Source organism: Streptomyces sp. NPDC050549, assembly GCF_040655035.1.
Classification (GTDB): domain Bacteria; phylum Actinomycetota; class Actinomycetes; order Streptomycetales; family Streptomycetaceae; genus Streptomyces.
The window spans coordinates 88,015-102,820 of sequence record NZ_JBFAJD010000021.1; the positions used below are offsets into that span (position 1 = coordinate 88,015).

The 14,806-nt window shown below is 69.9% G+C and carries 10 protein-coding genes and 1 tRNA gene; 7 read left to right on the forward strand and 4 right to left on the reverse strand.

What is annotated here, in order from left to right:
- Positions 1–8 precede the first annotated feature (8 nt).
- Genes AB0I51_RS28160 through AB0I51_RS28170 form a run of 3 tightly spaced genes read right to left on the reverse strand, consistent with a single transcriptional unit; the run spans position 9 to position 5,099 of the window.
- Positions 9–2,153, reverse strand: coding sequence for an acetate--CoA ligase family protein (locus tag AB0I51_RS28160; RefSeq protein ID WP_362979758.1), 2,145 nt, complete (start codon positions 2,151–2,153; stop codon positions 9–11).
- A 4-nt stretch (positions 2,154–2,157) separates the two neighbouring features.
- Positions 2,158–3,390 (reverse strand): formyl-CoA transferase, encoded by a 1,233-nt coding sequence (gene frc, locus AB0I51_RS28165; RefSeq protein WP_362979760.1) that lies wholly within the window; start codon positions 3,388–3,390, stop codon positions 2,158–2,160.
- Positions 3,391–3,401: 11 nt separating this feature from the next.
- Positions 3,402–5,099 (reverse strand): thiamine pyrophosphate-binding protein, encoded by a 1,698-nt coding sequence (locus AB0I51_RS28170; RefSeq protein WP_362979762.1) that lies wholly within the window; start codon positions 5,097–5,099, stop codon positions 3,402–3,404.
- 154 nt (positions 5,100–5,253) lie between these two features.
- Between AB0I51_RS28170 and sucC the strand changes: the two genes are divergently transcribed.
- From sucC to AB0I51_RS28185, 3 genes are all read left to right on the forward strand, one after another.
- Positions 5,254–6,384: an ADP-forming succinate--CoA ligase subunit beta gene (gene sucC / locus AB0I51_RS28175; RefSeq protein ID WP_362979764.1), complete on the forward strand. Its 1,131-nt coding sequence runs from the start codon at positions 5,254–5,256 to the stop codon at positions 6,382–6,384.
- An 11-nt stretch (positions 6,385–6,395) separates the two neighbouring features.
- The gene (sucD, locus tag AB0I51_RS28180; RefSeq protein ID WP_362979766.1) at positions 6,396–7,340 is read left to right on the forward strand and encodes a succinate--CoA ligase subunit alpha; all 945 of its coding nucleotides are present in this window, start codon (positions 6,396–6,398) and stop codon (positions 7,338–7,340) included.
- A 118-nt stretch (positions 7,341–7,458) separates the two neighbouring features.
- Positions 7,459–9,057, forward strand: a complete 1,599-nt coding sequence (locus tag AB0I51_RS28185) for an aldehyde dehydrogenase family protein (protein WP_362979768.1) — start codon at positions 7,459–7,461, stop codon at positions 9,055–9,057.
- A 15-nt stretch (positions 9,058–9,072) separates the two neighbouring features.
- Here the strand turns inward: AB0I51_RS28185 and AB0I51_RS28190 are convergent, their stop codons facing one another.
- Positions 9,073–10,020, reverse strand: coding sequence for an LLM class flavin-dependent oxidoreductase (locus tag AB0I51_RS28190; protein WP_362979770.1), 948 nt, complete (start codon positions 10,018–10,020; stop codon positions 9,073–9,075).
- Positions 10,021–10,093: 73 nt separating this feature from the next.
- Here AB0I51_RS28190 and AB0I51_RS28195 point away from each other — a divergent pair, with 73 nt between their 5' ends.
- The 4 genes from AB0I51_RS28195 (at position 10,094) to AB0I51_RS28210 (ending at position 14,579) form a co-directional block, all read left to right on the forward strand.
- On the forward strand, positions 10,094–10,558 hold the full coding sequence (locus AB0I51_RS28195; protein WP_362979772.1) for a MarR family transcriptional regulator: 465 nt from the start codon (positions 10,094–10,096) through the stop codon (positions 10,556–10,558).
- A 157-nt stretch (positions 10,559–10,715) separates the two neighbouring features.
- Positions 10,716–10,803 (forward strand) — tRNA-Leu (locus AB0I51_RS28200).
- Positions 10,804–10,977: 174 nt separating this feature from the next.
- Positions 10,978–11,997: a DNA-directed RNA polymerase subunit alpha gene (locus AB0I51_RS28205; RefSeq protein WP_019073061.1), complete on the forward strand. Its 1,020-nt coding sequence runs from the start codon at positions 10,978–10,980 to the stop codon at positions 11,995–11,997.
- Between the two features lie 215 nt (positions 11,998–12,212).
- Entirely contained in the window at positions 12,213–14,579 is a 2,367-nt protein-coding gene (locus AB0I51_RS28210) for a penicillin acylase family protein (RefSeq protein ID WP_362979774.1), read from the forward strand.
- Positions 14,580–14,806: the final 227 nt, after the last annotated feature.

The following is a 14,806-nucleotide window of genomic DNA, read 5'->3' on the forward strand; positions in this document are numbered from 1 at the left end:
GGCTCACGTCATGAACCACCGCCCAACAGCCCCGCCGCACGCGCCCATTGGTACTTCGCGCCGAGCACGGCCACCGGCTTCTCCGTCGTGTACGGGTACGCGACCACCCCGCGCTCGTACAGGTACTGGCAGGCCTCCTCGACCTCCACGTCACCCGCGAGCGACGCCACCACCGGCTTCTCGATCCCACGCTCCCTGAACTCGGCCACCACACGCGCGGTCAGCTCCGCGAAGACCATCGGGGGAGTGACGATCGTGTGCCAGTAGCCGAGGACCAGCGCGTGGATGCGCGGATCCTCCAGCCCGAGCCGGATCGTCGCCTCGTACGTCGACGGCGGCTCGCCCCCGGTGATGTCGACCGGGTTGCCCGCGGCCCCGAAGGGCGGGATGAACTCCCGGAAGGACGCGTCGAGATCCGGCGGAATCTCCATCAGGGAAAGGCCGTTGTCGCTCACCGCGTCCGAGAGCAGCACACCACTGCCGCCGGCGCCCGTGATGACAACGACGTTGTCGCCCTTGGGAGTCGGCAGCACCGGCAGCCCGCGCGCGTACTCCAGCATGTCGTTGAGGCCGGGGGCACGGATGACACCTGCCTGCTTCAGGACGTCCGTGTACACGGCGTCGTCGCCGGCCAGGGCGCCCGTGTGCGACCCGGCGGCCTTCGCACCCGCCGCCGTACGACCCGCCTTCAGCACCACAACGGGCTTACGGGGCACGGTCTTTCGGGCGGCCTCGACGAACGCGCGCCCGTCCTTGAGATCCTCCAGGTGCATCGCGATGCACTCGGTGTGCGGGTCCTCGCCGAACCAGGTCAGCAGGTCGTCCTCGTCCAGGTCCGACTTGTTGCCCAGCCCGACGATCGCCGACACTCCCGTCTTCGTGGTCCGCGCGAACCCCAGGATGGCCATCCCGATCCCACCGGACTGCGAGGTCAGCGCCACCCCGCCCTTCACGTCGTACGGCGTGCAGAACGTGGCGCACAGGTCCTGCCAGGTCGAGTAGTAGCCGTAGATGTTCGGCCCGAGCAGCCGGACGCCGTGCCGCTCGGCGATCTCGACTATCTCGTCCTGGAGTTCGACCTCACCGGTCTCGGCGAACCCCGAGGGGATGAGGACGGCGTTGGGGATGTTCTTGCGGCCCACCTCCTCCAGCGCCGCTGCCACGAACTTGGCGGGAATGGCGAAGACGGCCACATCCACCTCACCGGGAACGTCCGTGACACTCTTGTACGCCTTGCGGCCGAGGATGTCATCGGCCCGGGGGTTCACCGGGTGGATCTCGCCGGCGAAACCACCGTCGACGAGATTGCGCATCACCGAATTGCCGATCTTGCCCTGCTCGTTGGAGGCACCGATCACGGCGACGGAGGTCGGCTCCATGAGGCGGCGCATGGTCGTCAGGATCTCGTCGCGTGTATACCGTCGACGGGCAACCGGCTGCGACTCGGCGAGGATGACCCGGATGTCCGCCGCGACCGCGCCCTCCGGCGTAGCGATCACCGGGTTGAGGTCCACCTCGGCGATCTCCGGGAAGTCCGCGACCAGTTGGGACACCCGGCGGATCTGCTCCGCGACCGCCCACCGGTCGACGGCCGGCGCGCCGCGCACCCCGCGCAGGATCTCCGCCGCCCGGATCGAGTCCAGCATGGACAACGCCTCGTCCGCGCTCACGGGCGCCAGCCGGAACGTCACGTCCTTCAGCACCTCGACGAGCACCCCGCCGAGCCCGAACGCGACCACCTTCCCGAACGTCGGATCGGTCACCGCGCCGACGATGACCTCCTGTCCCTGCGGCAGCAACTCCTGCACCTGGACGCCCTCGATACGGGCACCGGCGTCGTACGCCCGCGCGTTGTCGACGATCCTGTGGAACGCGGCCCGAACGTCTGCGGCGCCCTCCACCCCGACGATCACACCGCCCGCGTCGGTCTTGTGCAGGATGTCGGGCGAGACGATCTTCATCACCACCGGCCCGCCGAACCGCGCCGCGTACGCCACGGCCTCGTCGACGTCGGTCGCCAACTCCTCACCCGGTACGGCGATCCCGTAGGCGTCGGCGATCACCCTGCCCTCCGGCGCGGTCAGCGCGAACCGCCCCTCCACCCGCACGGAGTCGAGCAGCGCGCGCACCTTCAGGACCCGGTCCTCTGCCATCACGTCAGATCACCCCGTTCGACTTGAGGAGGCGCAACTCTTCGTCGCCGAGACCGAGTTCGCCGACATAGACCTCTTCGTTGTGCTCGCCGAGCAGCGGTGAACTGGTCACGTCCACGGGGGAGTCGGAGAGCTTCAGCGGGCTGCCGACGGTGACGAACTCGCCGCGCTCGGGGTGCGGCACCGTCACGACCATCTCGTTGGCGACCAGCGAGGCGTCCTCGATGATCTCCCTGGTCGACAGGATCGGCCCGCACGGGACGTTGTGGGCGTTGAGCTTCTCCAGCACCTCCCACTTGGGCAGGGTGGAGGACCACTCCTCGATCAGCTGGAACATCTTGGCGAGCTGCGGCAACCGGGCCTCCGGCGTTGCCCACTCGGGATCCTCGGCCAGCTCGGGCCGGCCGATCAGCTCGGTGAGCGGCCGCCAGCCGACCGGCTGCACGATGACGTACACGTAGTCGTTCGGGCCGCCCGGCGCGCACTTGACCGCCCAGCCGGGCTGACCGCCGCCGGACGCGTTGCCCGAGCGGGGCACCTCGTCGCCGAAGTCCTCGTTCGGGTACTCGGCGAGCGGCCCGTGGGCGAGACGCTGCTGGTCGCGGAGCTTCACCCGGCACAGGTTCAGCACGGCGTGCTGCATGGCCACGTTGACGCGCTGACCGCGGCCGGTGCTCTCCCGCTGGAAGAGTGCCGCCAGTATCCCGGCCACTGTATGCACTCCTGTGCCGGAGTCACCGATCTGAGCGCCCGTCGCCAGCGGCGGCCCGTCCTCGAAGCCGGTGGTCGACATCGACCCGCCCATGGCTTGCGCGACGACCTCGTACGCCTTGAAGTTGGTGTACGGGCCGTCCCCGAAGCCCTTGATGGACGCATACACGATGCGGGGATTGATCTCCTGTATGCGATCCCAGGTGAACCCCATACGGTCGACCGCGCCCGGCCCGAAATTCTCGACCATGACGTCGGAACGCCGGATCAGCTCGGTCAGGATCTCCTTGCCGCGCTCGGTCTTCGTGTTGAGGGTGATGCTGCGCTTGTTGCAGTTGAGCATCGTGAAGTAGAGGGAGTCGACGTCCGGGAGGTCGCGCAGCTGCCTGCGGGTGATGTCGCCGGTCGGAGCCTCCAGCTTGACGACGTCGGCGCCGAGCCAGGCGAGCAGTTGGGTCGCGGAGGGGCCGGACTGGACGTGCGTCATGTCGAGGACGCGGATGCCCTCAAGTGCCCTGGCGGTCATGGCCGTTCACCTCACTTGTACATCGTCTGGTTCATGGTTCCGGGGGCGTACGCGTCCGGGTCGACCCAGACGTTGATCAGCGACGGCTTGCCCGACTCGCGGGCGCGCCGCAGCGCGGGTGCGATGTCGGCGGGGTCGCGGACCTCCTCGCCGTAACCGCCCAGCATCTGGGCGAACTTGTCGTAGTGGACGTCACCGAGGGTGTTGCCGACCCGCTCGCGCTCCACGCCGTACTTGGCGGCCTGGCCGTAACGGATCTGGTTCATCGAGGAGTTGTTGCCGACGATGCCGACGAAGGGGAGGTCGTAGCGGACGAGGGTCTCGAAGTCCCAGCCGGTGAGGGAGAACGCGCCGTCGCCGAACAGCGCGACGACCTCCTTCTCCGGGCGCGCCTGCTTCGCCGCGAGGACGAACGGGATGCCGACGCCGAGGGTGCCCAGCGGGCCCGGGTCCATCCAGTGGCCGGGCGACTTGGGCTGGACGACCTGCCCGGAGAAGGTCACGATGTCGCCGCCGTCGCCGATGTAGATCGAGTCCTCGGTGAGGAAGTCGTTGATCTCGCTGACCAGCCGGTACGGATGGATCGGTGAGGCGTCCGACTTGAGGCTCGGCAACCGTTTCTCGATCGCGGCCTGTTCGACGGCGCGCAGCTCGTCGAGCCACTCCTTGCGCCTGGACGCGCCGCCGTTGCTGTATCCATTGAAAGCGTGTCCCGAGGCGGCGTCCGCGACGGACTTCAGGACGAGTCCCGCGTCGCCGACGATGCCGAGGTCGATGTCGCGGTTCTTGCCGACGGTGCGGTAGTCGAGGTCGATCTGCACGACGGTCGCGTCGGGGGAGAGGCGCTTGCCGTAGCCCATGCGGAAGTCGAAGGGCGTGCCGACGATGACGATGACGTCGGCGTGGGAGAACGCGTACCGGCGCGAGAGCTGGAAGTGGTGCGGGTCGCCGGGCGGGAGGGTGCCGCGGCCCGCGCCGTTCATGTACGCGGGGATGTTGAGCGTGCGGACGAGGTCAACGGCCGCCTCGGTGCCGCGAGTTGTCCACACCTGGCTGCCCAACAGGATCGCCGGCTTCTCGGCGCGCACCAGCAGGTCGGCGAGCTTCTCGATCGCGGCGGGATCGCCGGCCGAGCGCGTCGAGGCACGGTATGCGCCGGTCTTGGGCACCCGCGCCCTGCTCACCGGCACCTTGGCGTCGAGGACGTCGCGCGGGATCTCCAGGAAGGAGGGTCCCGGCGCGCCGTGGTAGCACTCGCGGAACGCCATCGACACCATGTCGGCGGCGCGTGCCGTGTCCGGCACGGTCGCCGCGAACTTGGTGATCGGCGTCATCATGTCGACGTGCGGCAGGTCCTGCAGGGACCCCATCCTGTGCTGGGTGAGCGCCCCTTGGCCGCCGATCAGCAGCATCGGGGACTCCGCGCGGAAGGCGTTGGCGACACCGGTCACGGCGTCGGTGGTACCGGGGCCCGCGGTGACGACCGCGCACCCGGGCCTGCCGGTGATGCGTGCGTAGCCGTCCGCCGCGTGGGCTGCCACCTGCTCGTGGCGTACGTCGACGACTTCTATGCCCTCGTCGACACAGCCGTCGTAGATGTCGATGATGTGGCCGCCGCACAGGGTGTAGATGCGGTCGACCCCCTCGGCCTTCAGGGCTTTGGCGACGAGATGACCACCGGAAATCACGTCCTGGGTGTCGTCGGGCATGGCGAAGTCCTGTCCCTTCGTAGGGGGTTGGAAGGCTCTCGCAGTACATTGCATACAGTCGACGAATACTGTATGAAGCTTGTTATCCCGCATCCGATGGGTGGTGTCCAGGGGGCGTGCGGCACTTTTAAGTGGGAGCCGAGAGGGAGCCGAGATGGACCTGTACGAGCACCAGGCAAGGGAACTCTTCGAGGAACACGGCATCGTGGTGCCCCGGGCCGAGGTCACCTCCTCGTCCAGGGAGGCACGCGGGATCGCCCGCCGGCTGGGCGGCCGGGTGGTGGTGAAGGCCCAGGTGAAGACCGGTGGACGGGGTAAAGCGGGCGGGGTGAAGTTCGCCGCCGACCCGGCCGCCGCCGAGCTGACCGCACGGCAGATCCTCGGCATGGACATCAAGGGGCACACGGTCGGCACGGTGATGCTGGCCCAACCCGTCGACATCGAGAGCGAGTTCTACGTCTCCTATGTCCTCGACCGGGCGGCGGGCCGTTTCCTCGCGATCGCGTCCTCGGAGGGCGGTACGGAGATCGAGGAGATCGCCGCCCGCCGACCGGATGCCGTCGCCCGTATGCACATCGACCCGGCCGAGGGCGTCACCTCGGCGAAGGCGGGCGAGATCGCCGAGGCCGCCGGACTGCCGCCGCAGACAGTCGACGTCCTGGTGCGGCTCTGGGAGGTGCTGATCCGCGAGGACGCAGTCCTCGTCGAGGTCAACCCCCTCGTGCGCACCCGGCAGGGACAGATCCTCGCCCTCGACGGCAAGGTCACCCTCGACGACAACGCCCTCTTCCGGCAGGCCCGTTGGGGAGCCGAGGACACGATGCACGACGATCCGCTGGAAGCCGCGGCGGCCGCCAAGGGACTCAACTATGTCAAGCTCGACGGCGAGGTCGGCATCATCGGCAACGGCGCCGGCCTGGTCATGTCGACGCTCGACGTGGTGGCCGGGTGCGGTGCCCGCCCCGCCGACTTCCTGGACATCGGGGGCGGGGCATCCGCCCAGATCATGGCCGACGGACTCTCCGTCATCCTCTCCGACCCGGCCGTGAAGTCGGTCTTCGTCAACGTCTTCGGCGGGATCACCGCATGCGACGCCGTGGCCGACGGCATCGTGCGGGCCCTGGACACCGTCCGGTTGACCAAGCCGCTGGTCGTCCGGCTCGACGGAAACAACGCGGCGCGGGGACGGGCGATTCTCGACGGGCACGCGCATCCACTGGTCCAGCAGGCCACCACCATGGACGGCGCCGCCCGCCGCGCCGCCGACCTCGCCAACGCACGCTGAGGAGCAGGGACATGGCGATCTACCTCACCAAGGAGAGCAAGGTCCTCGTCCAGGGCATGACCGGCGGCGAGGGCATGAAGCACACCCGCCGGATGCTCGCCGCCGGCACGGACATCGTCGGCGGAGTCAACCCGCGCAAGGCCGGCCGCACCGTCGACTTCGACGTCCCCCAGTGCCTGAACGGCCTGGGAGGTGCCCCCACGGCCGTCCCCGTCTTCGGGTCGGTCGCCGACGGTATGCGGTCGACGGGAGCCGATGTCACCGTCGTGTTCGTGCCGCCCGCCTTCGCGAAGGCGGCCGTGACCGAGGCCGTCGACGCGGGTATCGGCCTCGCCGTCGTCATCACCGAGGGCATCCCCGTCCACGACTCGGTCGCCTTCACGGCCCACGCCAGGTCCAAGGGCACTCGCATCATCGGCCCCAACTGCCCCGGCCTCATCACCCCCGGCCAGGCCGACGCGGGCATCATCCCCGCCGACATCACCAAGCCGGGCCGCATCGGCCTGGTGTCCAAGTCCGGCACGCTCACCTACCAACTCATGTACGAGCTGCGGGACATCGGCTTCTCCACCTGCGTCGGCATCGGCGGAGACCCCGTCGTCGGCACGAGCCACATCGACTGCCTCGCCGCGTTCCAGGACGACCCCGACACCGAACTCGTCGTGCTCATCGGGGAGATCGGCGGCGACGCGGAGGAGCGGGCGGCCGCGTACATCCGTGAGCACGTCACCAAGCCGGTCGTCGGCTACATCGCCGGTTTCACCGCGCCCGAGGGCAGGACGATGGGCCACGCCGGTGCCATCGTGTCCGGTTCCTCAGGTACGGCGGCGGCGAAGAAGGAGGCGCTGGAGGCCGTAGGAGTCAGGGTCGGGCGTACGCCGACGGAGACCGCCCGGCTGGTGCTGGACCGGCTGGGGGCGGCGCGGGAGGCGACAGGTGACGTCACTCATAGTTGATGTGACGTGACTGTCGGACTCCTTTGGGTGCAACTAGCTTCACCTGTACGACGGTTCGCGCGTTGGACCGTTCCTGCCTCACCCCGCCCCGACTGTGCACCGAGAGCGGAGCAGAAGCATGGCATCAACCCTCACGCCCGGTTCCACTCCCACTCCCACTCCCACCCCCGCCCCCACCCATCGCCCCCCGACCCTCAAGGCGGGCACGTCCTGGAGCGACGCCTGGCGGCGTTGTCTCGCCGTCGCGCCCGAGGCGTTCCAGGACGACCGTGTCCTCAACCTCTGGAGCGCCGCCTGGCAGCGGGACGGCCGGCCCCTGCCCGCCACCACCCCCGTCGACGGCAGCCCCGTCGCGGGCCCGCCCCGACTGGACCGGTCCACTGCCCATCAGGCCGTTCGGGCCTCCCTCGACCAGCACCGGGCCTGGCGGCACGTCCCGCTCGACGAACGGCGGGCCCGCGTCGCCGCCACGCTGGACGCCCTCACCGAGCACCGCGAACTCCTCGCACTACTCCTGGTCTGGGAGATCGGCAAGCCCTGGCGACTCGCCCAGGCCGACGTGGACCGGTCCATCGACGGTGTGCGCTGGTATGTCGCCGGCATCGAACCGATGCTCGCCGGCCGCACCCCGCTGGACGGCCCGGTCTCGAACATCGCGAGCTGGAACTACCCGATGAGCGTGCTCGTCCACGCGATGCTCGTGCAGGCGCTGGCGGGCAACGCGGTCATCGCCAAGACCCCGACCGACGGCGGCGTCGCCTGCCTCACCCTGGCCTGCGCGCTCGCCGCACGCGAGGGCATCCCCGTCACCCTCGTCAGCGGCAGTGGCGGCGAACTGTCCGAGGCGCTGGTCCGGGCGCCCGAGATCGGCTGCGTCTCCTTCGTCGGCGGACGCGACACCGGAGCGGCGGTGGCCACGGCAGTCGCCGACCTAGGCAAACGGCACGTACTGGAACAGGAGGGACTCAACACCTGGGGCATCTGGAACCACACGGACTGGGGCACCCTCACCGCCGTCATCCCCAAGCTCTTCGACTACGGCAAGCAGCGCTGCACCGCGTATCCGCGCTTCGTCGTCCAGCGCGAGCTGTTCGACGAGTTCCTCACCGCCTACCTTCCCGCGGTCCGAACTCTGCGCGTCGGCCACCCTCTCGCCGTCCAGCGCGCCGAAGACGCCTGCCCCGAGCTGGACTTCGGCCCGGTGATCAACGCGGCCAAGGCCAAGGAGCTCCACGACCAGGTGGCCGAGGCGATCGACCGCGGCGCCGTACCGCTGCACCGCGGCAGGCTGTCCGAGGCCGACTTCCTTGCCGGGCAGGACACTTCGGCGTACGTCCGCCCCGTCACACTGCTCAACCCGCCGCCCTCGTCCCCGCTGCACCACGCGGAACCGTTCGGCCCGGTCGACACCATCGTCCTGGTCGACACGGAGGCGGAGCTGCTGGCCGCGATGAACGCGTCCAACGGCGCGCTGGTCGCCACCCTGTCCACCGACGACCGGGCGACCTACGACCGACTGGCTCCGCAGATAAGGGCGTTCAAGGTCGGGCACGGCAAGCCGCGTTCCCGAGGCGACCGTGACGAGCTGTTCGGCGGGTTCGGCGCCTCCTGGCGCGGCGCCTTCGTCGGCGGCGAACTCCTCGTCCGCGCCGTGACGCACGGACCGGTGGGGGAGCGGCTGCCCGGCAACTTCCCGGAGTACCAGCTCATGCCGTGACCGGCGCCCGCCGGCTCACGCGGTGATCCGCGGCCGGGCGGCACTCGCATCCGACGAGTGCCGCCCGGCGATGATCTCGTCGGCCAGCCGGCGGGCCACGCCCCGCGGATACGGGCGCGGCAGGTTCAGCACGATGTGGTTCATCCCGGCGTCGACGAGCCGGCCGACCGTCTCCCGGGTCGTGGCCGGCTCGTCGTAGGACACCAGGACCTGCACCGAACGCGTGATCCCGGCCGGGTCGCGGCCCAGCTCGGCGCAGTGCGCGTCGAGGACGCGGGCGCGCTCGGCGACGTACTCGACGGTGTTGTGCGGCGGCCCTGGAACGTTCCACATGTCGGCGTGCTCGGCGACCAGCCGCAGCAGCCGGGTGCCCCAGCCGCCGATCAGCAGTGGGGGACCGGGCCGCTGGACGGGCTTCGGTTCGCAGCGCGTACCCCGGAGCCGGTAGTGGCGGCCCTCGAAGTCGAAGACGTCCCGGGTCCACATCCCCTTCAGGATCGCGACGGTCTCCGCGAGCCGCTCGATGCCCTCGCCCGGCGGAACGAGCGGAAGGCCGTAGGCGGCGTACTCCGCGATCGCCGGATTGGCGCCCGGGATTCCCCCCGCGCCGGGCGGCTGCCGCGTCCCGCCTACGCCCAGCCCGAGCACGAGACGCCCGCCCGAGATCACGTCCACGGTGGACGCCATCTTGCCGAGCAGGGCCGGTGGCCGGACACGGTTGCTGGTGACGAGGAGGCCGAGACGCAGCCGCCCGGTCTGGGCGGCGAGTGCGCTGAGCAGGGTCCACCCTTCGTGTATCTGTCCGTCCTCCGGCCCGGCGACCGGCAGCAGGTGGTCCCACAGCCACGCGTCCGCGATCTCCGGAACGGCGTCCGCCTCCAGCCAGACCCGGCGGATGTCCTCGTACGACACATGCATGGGTGTGGTCTTGATCCCGAAGCGCACAGCGGTTTCGTCTGTCATAACCGTCAGCCTACTTAATCATCAGCCAAGCTGACGATCAGAAAGAGGATTCATGTCGGGATACAGTCGGGGAATGGCCAACGATCAGTCCCCCAGCCCCCTGGAGTCCCGGCTCGGCTACCTCCTCAAGCACGCGCAGGCGAAGCTGGCCATGGCCTCGGCCGAGGCGCTCGCCCCGCACGGGGTCGACGGTCACGAGCTGGCCGTACTGGTGGTGCTCGCCGAGGGGGAGCCGTTGTCGCAGGTCGAGGCCGCCGGGCGGCTCGGGGTCGACCGCACCACGATGGTGTCCCTGATCGACGGCCTGGAGGACCAGGGCCTGGTGGTGCGGCGGCGCAGCCCGCAGGACCGCCGCAAGAACATCGTCGAACTGACGCCCGAGGGGCAGGACCGCCTGCGCCGGGCGGAGACGGCGCGGCGAGCGGCGGAACGGCGATTTCTGGCACCGCTGGACGAGGTGGGGGCGGCGGCGCTCGTACGGGCGCTGCAGATCCTGGTGCTCGCCGGTCGAGAGTCGGAATCCGGCGTGCGTCCGTAGCGGTTCGTTCACCCGTGGTGGCGGAGTACTCGCAGGTGGCAGGCCTCGCGCGGCCGGTTCGGCCGGGGCGGATATGCAGGTGAAAGGCACTCCGAAAGCTTGGTATTGTTGTCCATGTCGCCGCGGGGAACACCCCCGGTCGGGCGGCAGACACCTCGTCCGGGTGGCGGAATGGCAGACGCGCTAGCTTGAGGTGCTAGTGCCCTTTATCGGGCGTGGGGGTTCAAGTCCCCCCTCGGACACCAGCGGAGACCCCACTTCACGTGGGGTTTTCTGCTTGCCGGGGCCGTCGTGCGGTCGGCCCGCAGATGACATCTCACCTACCGGGTGGGCCCGGCGAGGTTTGCAGCGATGTCGACGTATCCTTCTTGAGGTCTACGGCGTCAAATAGTGGGCGCCGAAAATGGAGGCAACACCCCGTGCTCATTGCTCAGCGTCCGTCCCTGACCGAAGAGGTCGTCGACGAGTTCCGTTCCCGGTTCGTGATCGAGCCGCTGGAGCCCGGCTTCGGCTACACCCTCGGCAACTCCCTCCGCCGTACGCTCCTCTCCTCGATCCCGGGTGCGGCGGTCACGTCCATCCGCATCGACGGTGTCCTGCACGAATTCACCACCGTGCCGGGCGTCAAGGAGGACGTCACCGACCTGATCCTCAACATCAAGCAGCTCGTCGTCAGCAGCGAGCAGGACGAGCCCGTGGTGATGTACCTGCGCAAGCAGGGTCCGGGTCTGGTCACCGCCGCCGACATCGCGCCTCCGGCCGGTGTCGAGGTGCACAACCCCGACCTGGTCCTCGCCACGCTGAACGGCAAGGGCAAGCTGGAGATGGAGCTGACCGTCGAGCGCGGTCGCGGCTACGTCTCCGCCGTGCAGAACAAGCAGGTCGGCCAGGAGATCGGCCGGATCCCGGTCGACTCGATCTACTCGCCGGTGCTGAAGGTCACGTACAAGGTCGAGGCGACGCGTGTCGAGCAGCGCACCGACTTCGACAAGCTGATCGTCGACGTCGAGACCAAGCAGGCGATGCGTCCCCGTGACGCGATGGCGTCGGCCGGCAAGACCCTGGTGGAGCTGTTCGGTCTCGCGCGCGAGCTGAACATCGACGCCGAGGGCATCGACATGGGCCCGTCCCCCACGGACGCCGCCCTGGCCGCCGATCTGGCGCTGCCGATCGAGGAGCTGGAGCTCACCGTCCGCTCCTACAACTGCCTCAAGCGCGAGGGCGTCCACTCCGTGGGCGAACTGCTGGCGCGTTCCGAGGCCGACCTGATGGACATCCGCAACTTCGGTGCGAAGTCCATCGACGAGGTCAAGGCGAAGCTGGCCGGTCTGGGTCTGGGCCTGAAGGACAGCCCGCCCGGATTCGACCCGACCGCCGCGGTCGACACCTTCGCCACCAACGACGCGGACACGCGGTTCGTGGAGACCGAGCAGTACTAGGCAGTACTGGAACGCCGTAAGCGGTGAGTCCCGGCGCCCCGGTCGGGCAACAGCCCGACCGGGGCGCCGTGCTGTGCCGGGCCTCAAGGTGTACATCCCGAGGCTGACAGGCCGTCCGGAAATCCGCCGAGGGCGGGATGCCGTCTCGCCGTTCGCCCTGCAGGGTGGCGGGCATGCGTGAAACCGGAGAACTGACGAAGCGTCACAGACGTTTGTTGTCAGGCAGGTCGGCGGTCCTCGGAGCCGTGCTCTGCCTCACCTCGGCCACCATGGCCCTGCTGCCCGCCCCCGCTCCCGCGTCCGCCGCCACGACGGTGGCCGACGGCGGGCACACGGTCCGGATCAGCCGGACCGAGTACGGCGTACCGCACATCCTGGCCCAGGACTTCGACGGGCTCGGCTACGGCTACGGGTATGCGTTCGCGCAGGACAACGTGTGCGAACTCGCCGACCAGGTGGTGACGTTGCGGGGTGAGCGGTCCCGGTTCTTCGGGCCCGACGGGGACTCCGGCACGGGCGCCGATCTCGCGAGCGACACCTACTACGGCGGACAGCTGCGCGCCGGGACGGTTCGCCGACTGCTCGGCGAGAAGGCGCCGTTGGGGCCGACGACGGAGCTGCGGCGGATGGTCGAGGGGTACGCCGCCGGGTACAACCGCTATCTCCGGGACACCGGAGTCGACCGGCTGCCGGACGCGCGCTGCAAGGGCAAGCCCTGGGTGCGGCCGATCACCGCGCTCGACCTGTGGAATGTCGTCTACGACGTCAACAGGGTGACCGGCACAGTGCCGTTGGCCCCGGACATCGGCGACGCACAGCCCCCGACGGCCTCCGCACCCTCGACCACCCCTGCCTCGACGGCCACGACAACTGCCTCCCGGAACGGCCTCGCCGGTCTCGGCCTCGCCTCCGCCGACGTCGGCAGCAACGGCTGGGCGCTGGGCCGGGACGCCACCCGCACCGGCAACGCGATGGTGCTCGCCAACCCGCACCTGCCCTGGGCCGACGGCAACTTCCGTTTCTACCAGGTGCAGTTGACGATCCCCGGCACCCTGGACGTGTCCGGCGCCGGCCTCTACGGCACCCCGCTGGTGGAGATCGGCCACAACAGCACCCTCGCCTGGACGCACACTGCGAGCGACGCGCAGCACGACTCCTTCTACGCCCTCAGACTCGTGCCGGGTGACCCGACCAGCTATCTGCTCGACGGCAAGGCCGTTCCGATGGAACGCCGTACGGTCCCGGTCACCGTACGCGGCGCGGACGGCGGACTGTCGACCGTCGAACGGACCCTGTACACCTCGCGGTTCGGCTCCGTCCTGTCGTCCGGCTGGACCACGACCACCGCCTACGCGATCCGCGACGCCAACTCCGACAACCTGCGCTCCATGAACACCTGGCTTGCCATGGGGAAGGCGCGCACCCTCGGTCAACTCCGCGCCGCCCAGGACACCTACCAGGGCGTCCCCTGGACCTACACCCTCGCGGCCGACACCAGCGGTGCCACGTACTTCACCGACTCCTCGGCCGTGCCGCACCTCACCGACGGGCAGTTGAAGCGCTGCACCGTCGAGGCCGACGAAGGGCCCACCGCCCTGGACGGCTCGACGTCGGCCTGCGCCTGGGGCAGCGACCCCGACACGCTCGTGCCCGGCCTCTACGGCCCCTCCCACCAGCCGAAGTCGGTCCGCACCGACTACGTCGCCAACTCCAACAACGGCCCCCAGTACGTCAATCCGGAGGCGCCGATCACCGGACTCCCGGGCGTGTACGACACCGATCCCCACCTCGACGGGCGGGCCCAGCTCGGACTCCGCATGATCGCCGAACGCCGGGACGGCACGGACGGCTTGGGCGCCCCGGGCTTCACCGAGGCGACCCTGCGCGCCTCGATGTTCGGCAACCGTGTCCTGTCCGCCGAGACGGGCCGCGACGACATCGTCGCCATGTGCCGCGCCCACCCGAGCCTGACGGCCACCGACGGCACGGAGGTCGACGTGACGCGGGCCTGCGCCGCACTCGCCCGCTGGGACACCCGCGCCGACACCACCAGCCGGGGCATCGTGCTCTGGAGCACGTTCTACAACCGCCTCCTCGACGGCGGCCCGCCCGACACCTGGCGCCGGGTCGCCTACGACCCCGCCCGACCCCTCACCACACCAAGGGGATTCAACGGCGAGGACCCGCGCGTCCAACACGCCCTGGCCGACGCCGTCCAGGAGCTCGCCGCCCGTGACCTCCCGGTCGACGTCGAGCTCGGCGCCGTACAGAAATGGGCCGGTGTCCCGTTGCCCGGCTGCGACGCGGGCTGTTTCGACGTCGTGGAGGCGGGACCCGGCTCGGGGACCGGCACCCCGACCGCCGGCGCCTTCGGCAGCAGCTTCCTGATGACCGTCGAGCTGACCCCCGACGGGCCCCGCGCCCACACCCTCCTCACCTACGGGGAGTCGGCGAACCCGACGTCACCCCACTTCTCGGACCAGACCCGCCTCTTCTCGCGCAAGCAGTGGGTCGCCGAGCGCTTCACCGAGGCGGAGATCGCCGGCGCCCCGGGCCTGGAGGTGACGACTCTGCGCAGGTGACGCGGGCCTCCGTGGCGCGGGCCGGTCGCAACCGGGCTGCCCGGGTGTGGGGTTGACTGGTCTACACCCTTGACTGGTACATACCAATGCGGTTCAGTGAGTGGCATCATCCCCCACCACGGCCGCCCCCCACGTCGTGACCGGTCCGACCGGCCCGTGCGCACAAAGGCTCCGCTCCGCCCTGCCCTTGGCGGGGTACGGCCGTGCTCCACAGAGGAGTTGAACCC

What these genes read in the sequence shown, in the direction of transcription:
- AB0I51_RS28160 (WP_362979758.1), bottom strand. Translation starts at nt 2,153, where the DNA reads ATGGCAGAGGACCGGGTCCTGAAGGTGCGCGCGCTGCTCGACTCCGTG.
- frc (WP_362979760.1), bottom strand. Translation starts at nt 3,390, where the DNA reads ATGACCGCCAGGGCACTTGAGGGCATCCGCGTCCTCGACATGACGCAC.
- AB0I51_RS28170 (WP_362979762.1), bottom strand. Translation starts at nt 5,099, where the DNA reads ATGCCCGACGACACCCAGGACGTGATTTCCGGTGGTCATCTCGTCGCC.
- sucC (WP_362979764.1), top strand. Translation starts at nt 5,254, where the DNA reads ATGGACCTGTACGAGCACCAGGCAAGGGAACTCTTCGAGGAACACGGC.
- sucD (WP_362979766.1), top strand. Translation starts at nt 6,396, where the DNA reads ATGGCGATCTACCTCACCAAGGAGAGCAAGGTCCTCGTCCAGGGCATG.
- AB0I51_RS28185 (WP_362979768.1), top strand. Translation starts at nt 7,459, where the DNA reads ATGGCATCAACCCTCACGCCCGGTTCCACTCCCACTCCCACTCCCACC.
- AB0I51_RS28190 (WP_362979770.1), bottom strand. Translation starts at nt 10,020, where the DNA reads ATGACAGACGAAACCGCTGTGCGCTTCGGGATCAAGACCACACCCATG.
- AB0I51_RS28195 (WP_362979772.1), top strand. Translation starts at nt 10,094, where the DNA reads ATGGCCAACGATCAGTCCCCCAGCCCCCTGGAGTCCCGGCTCGGCTAC.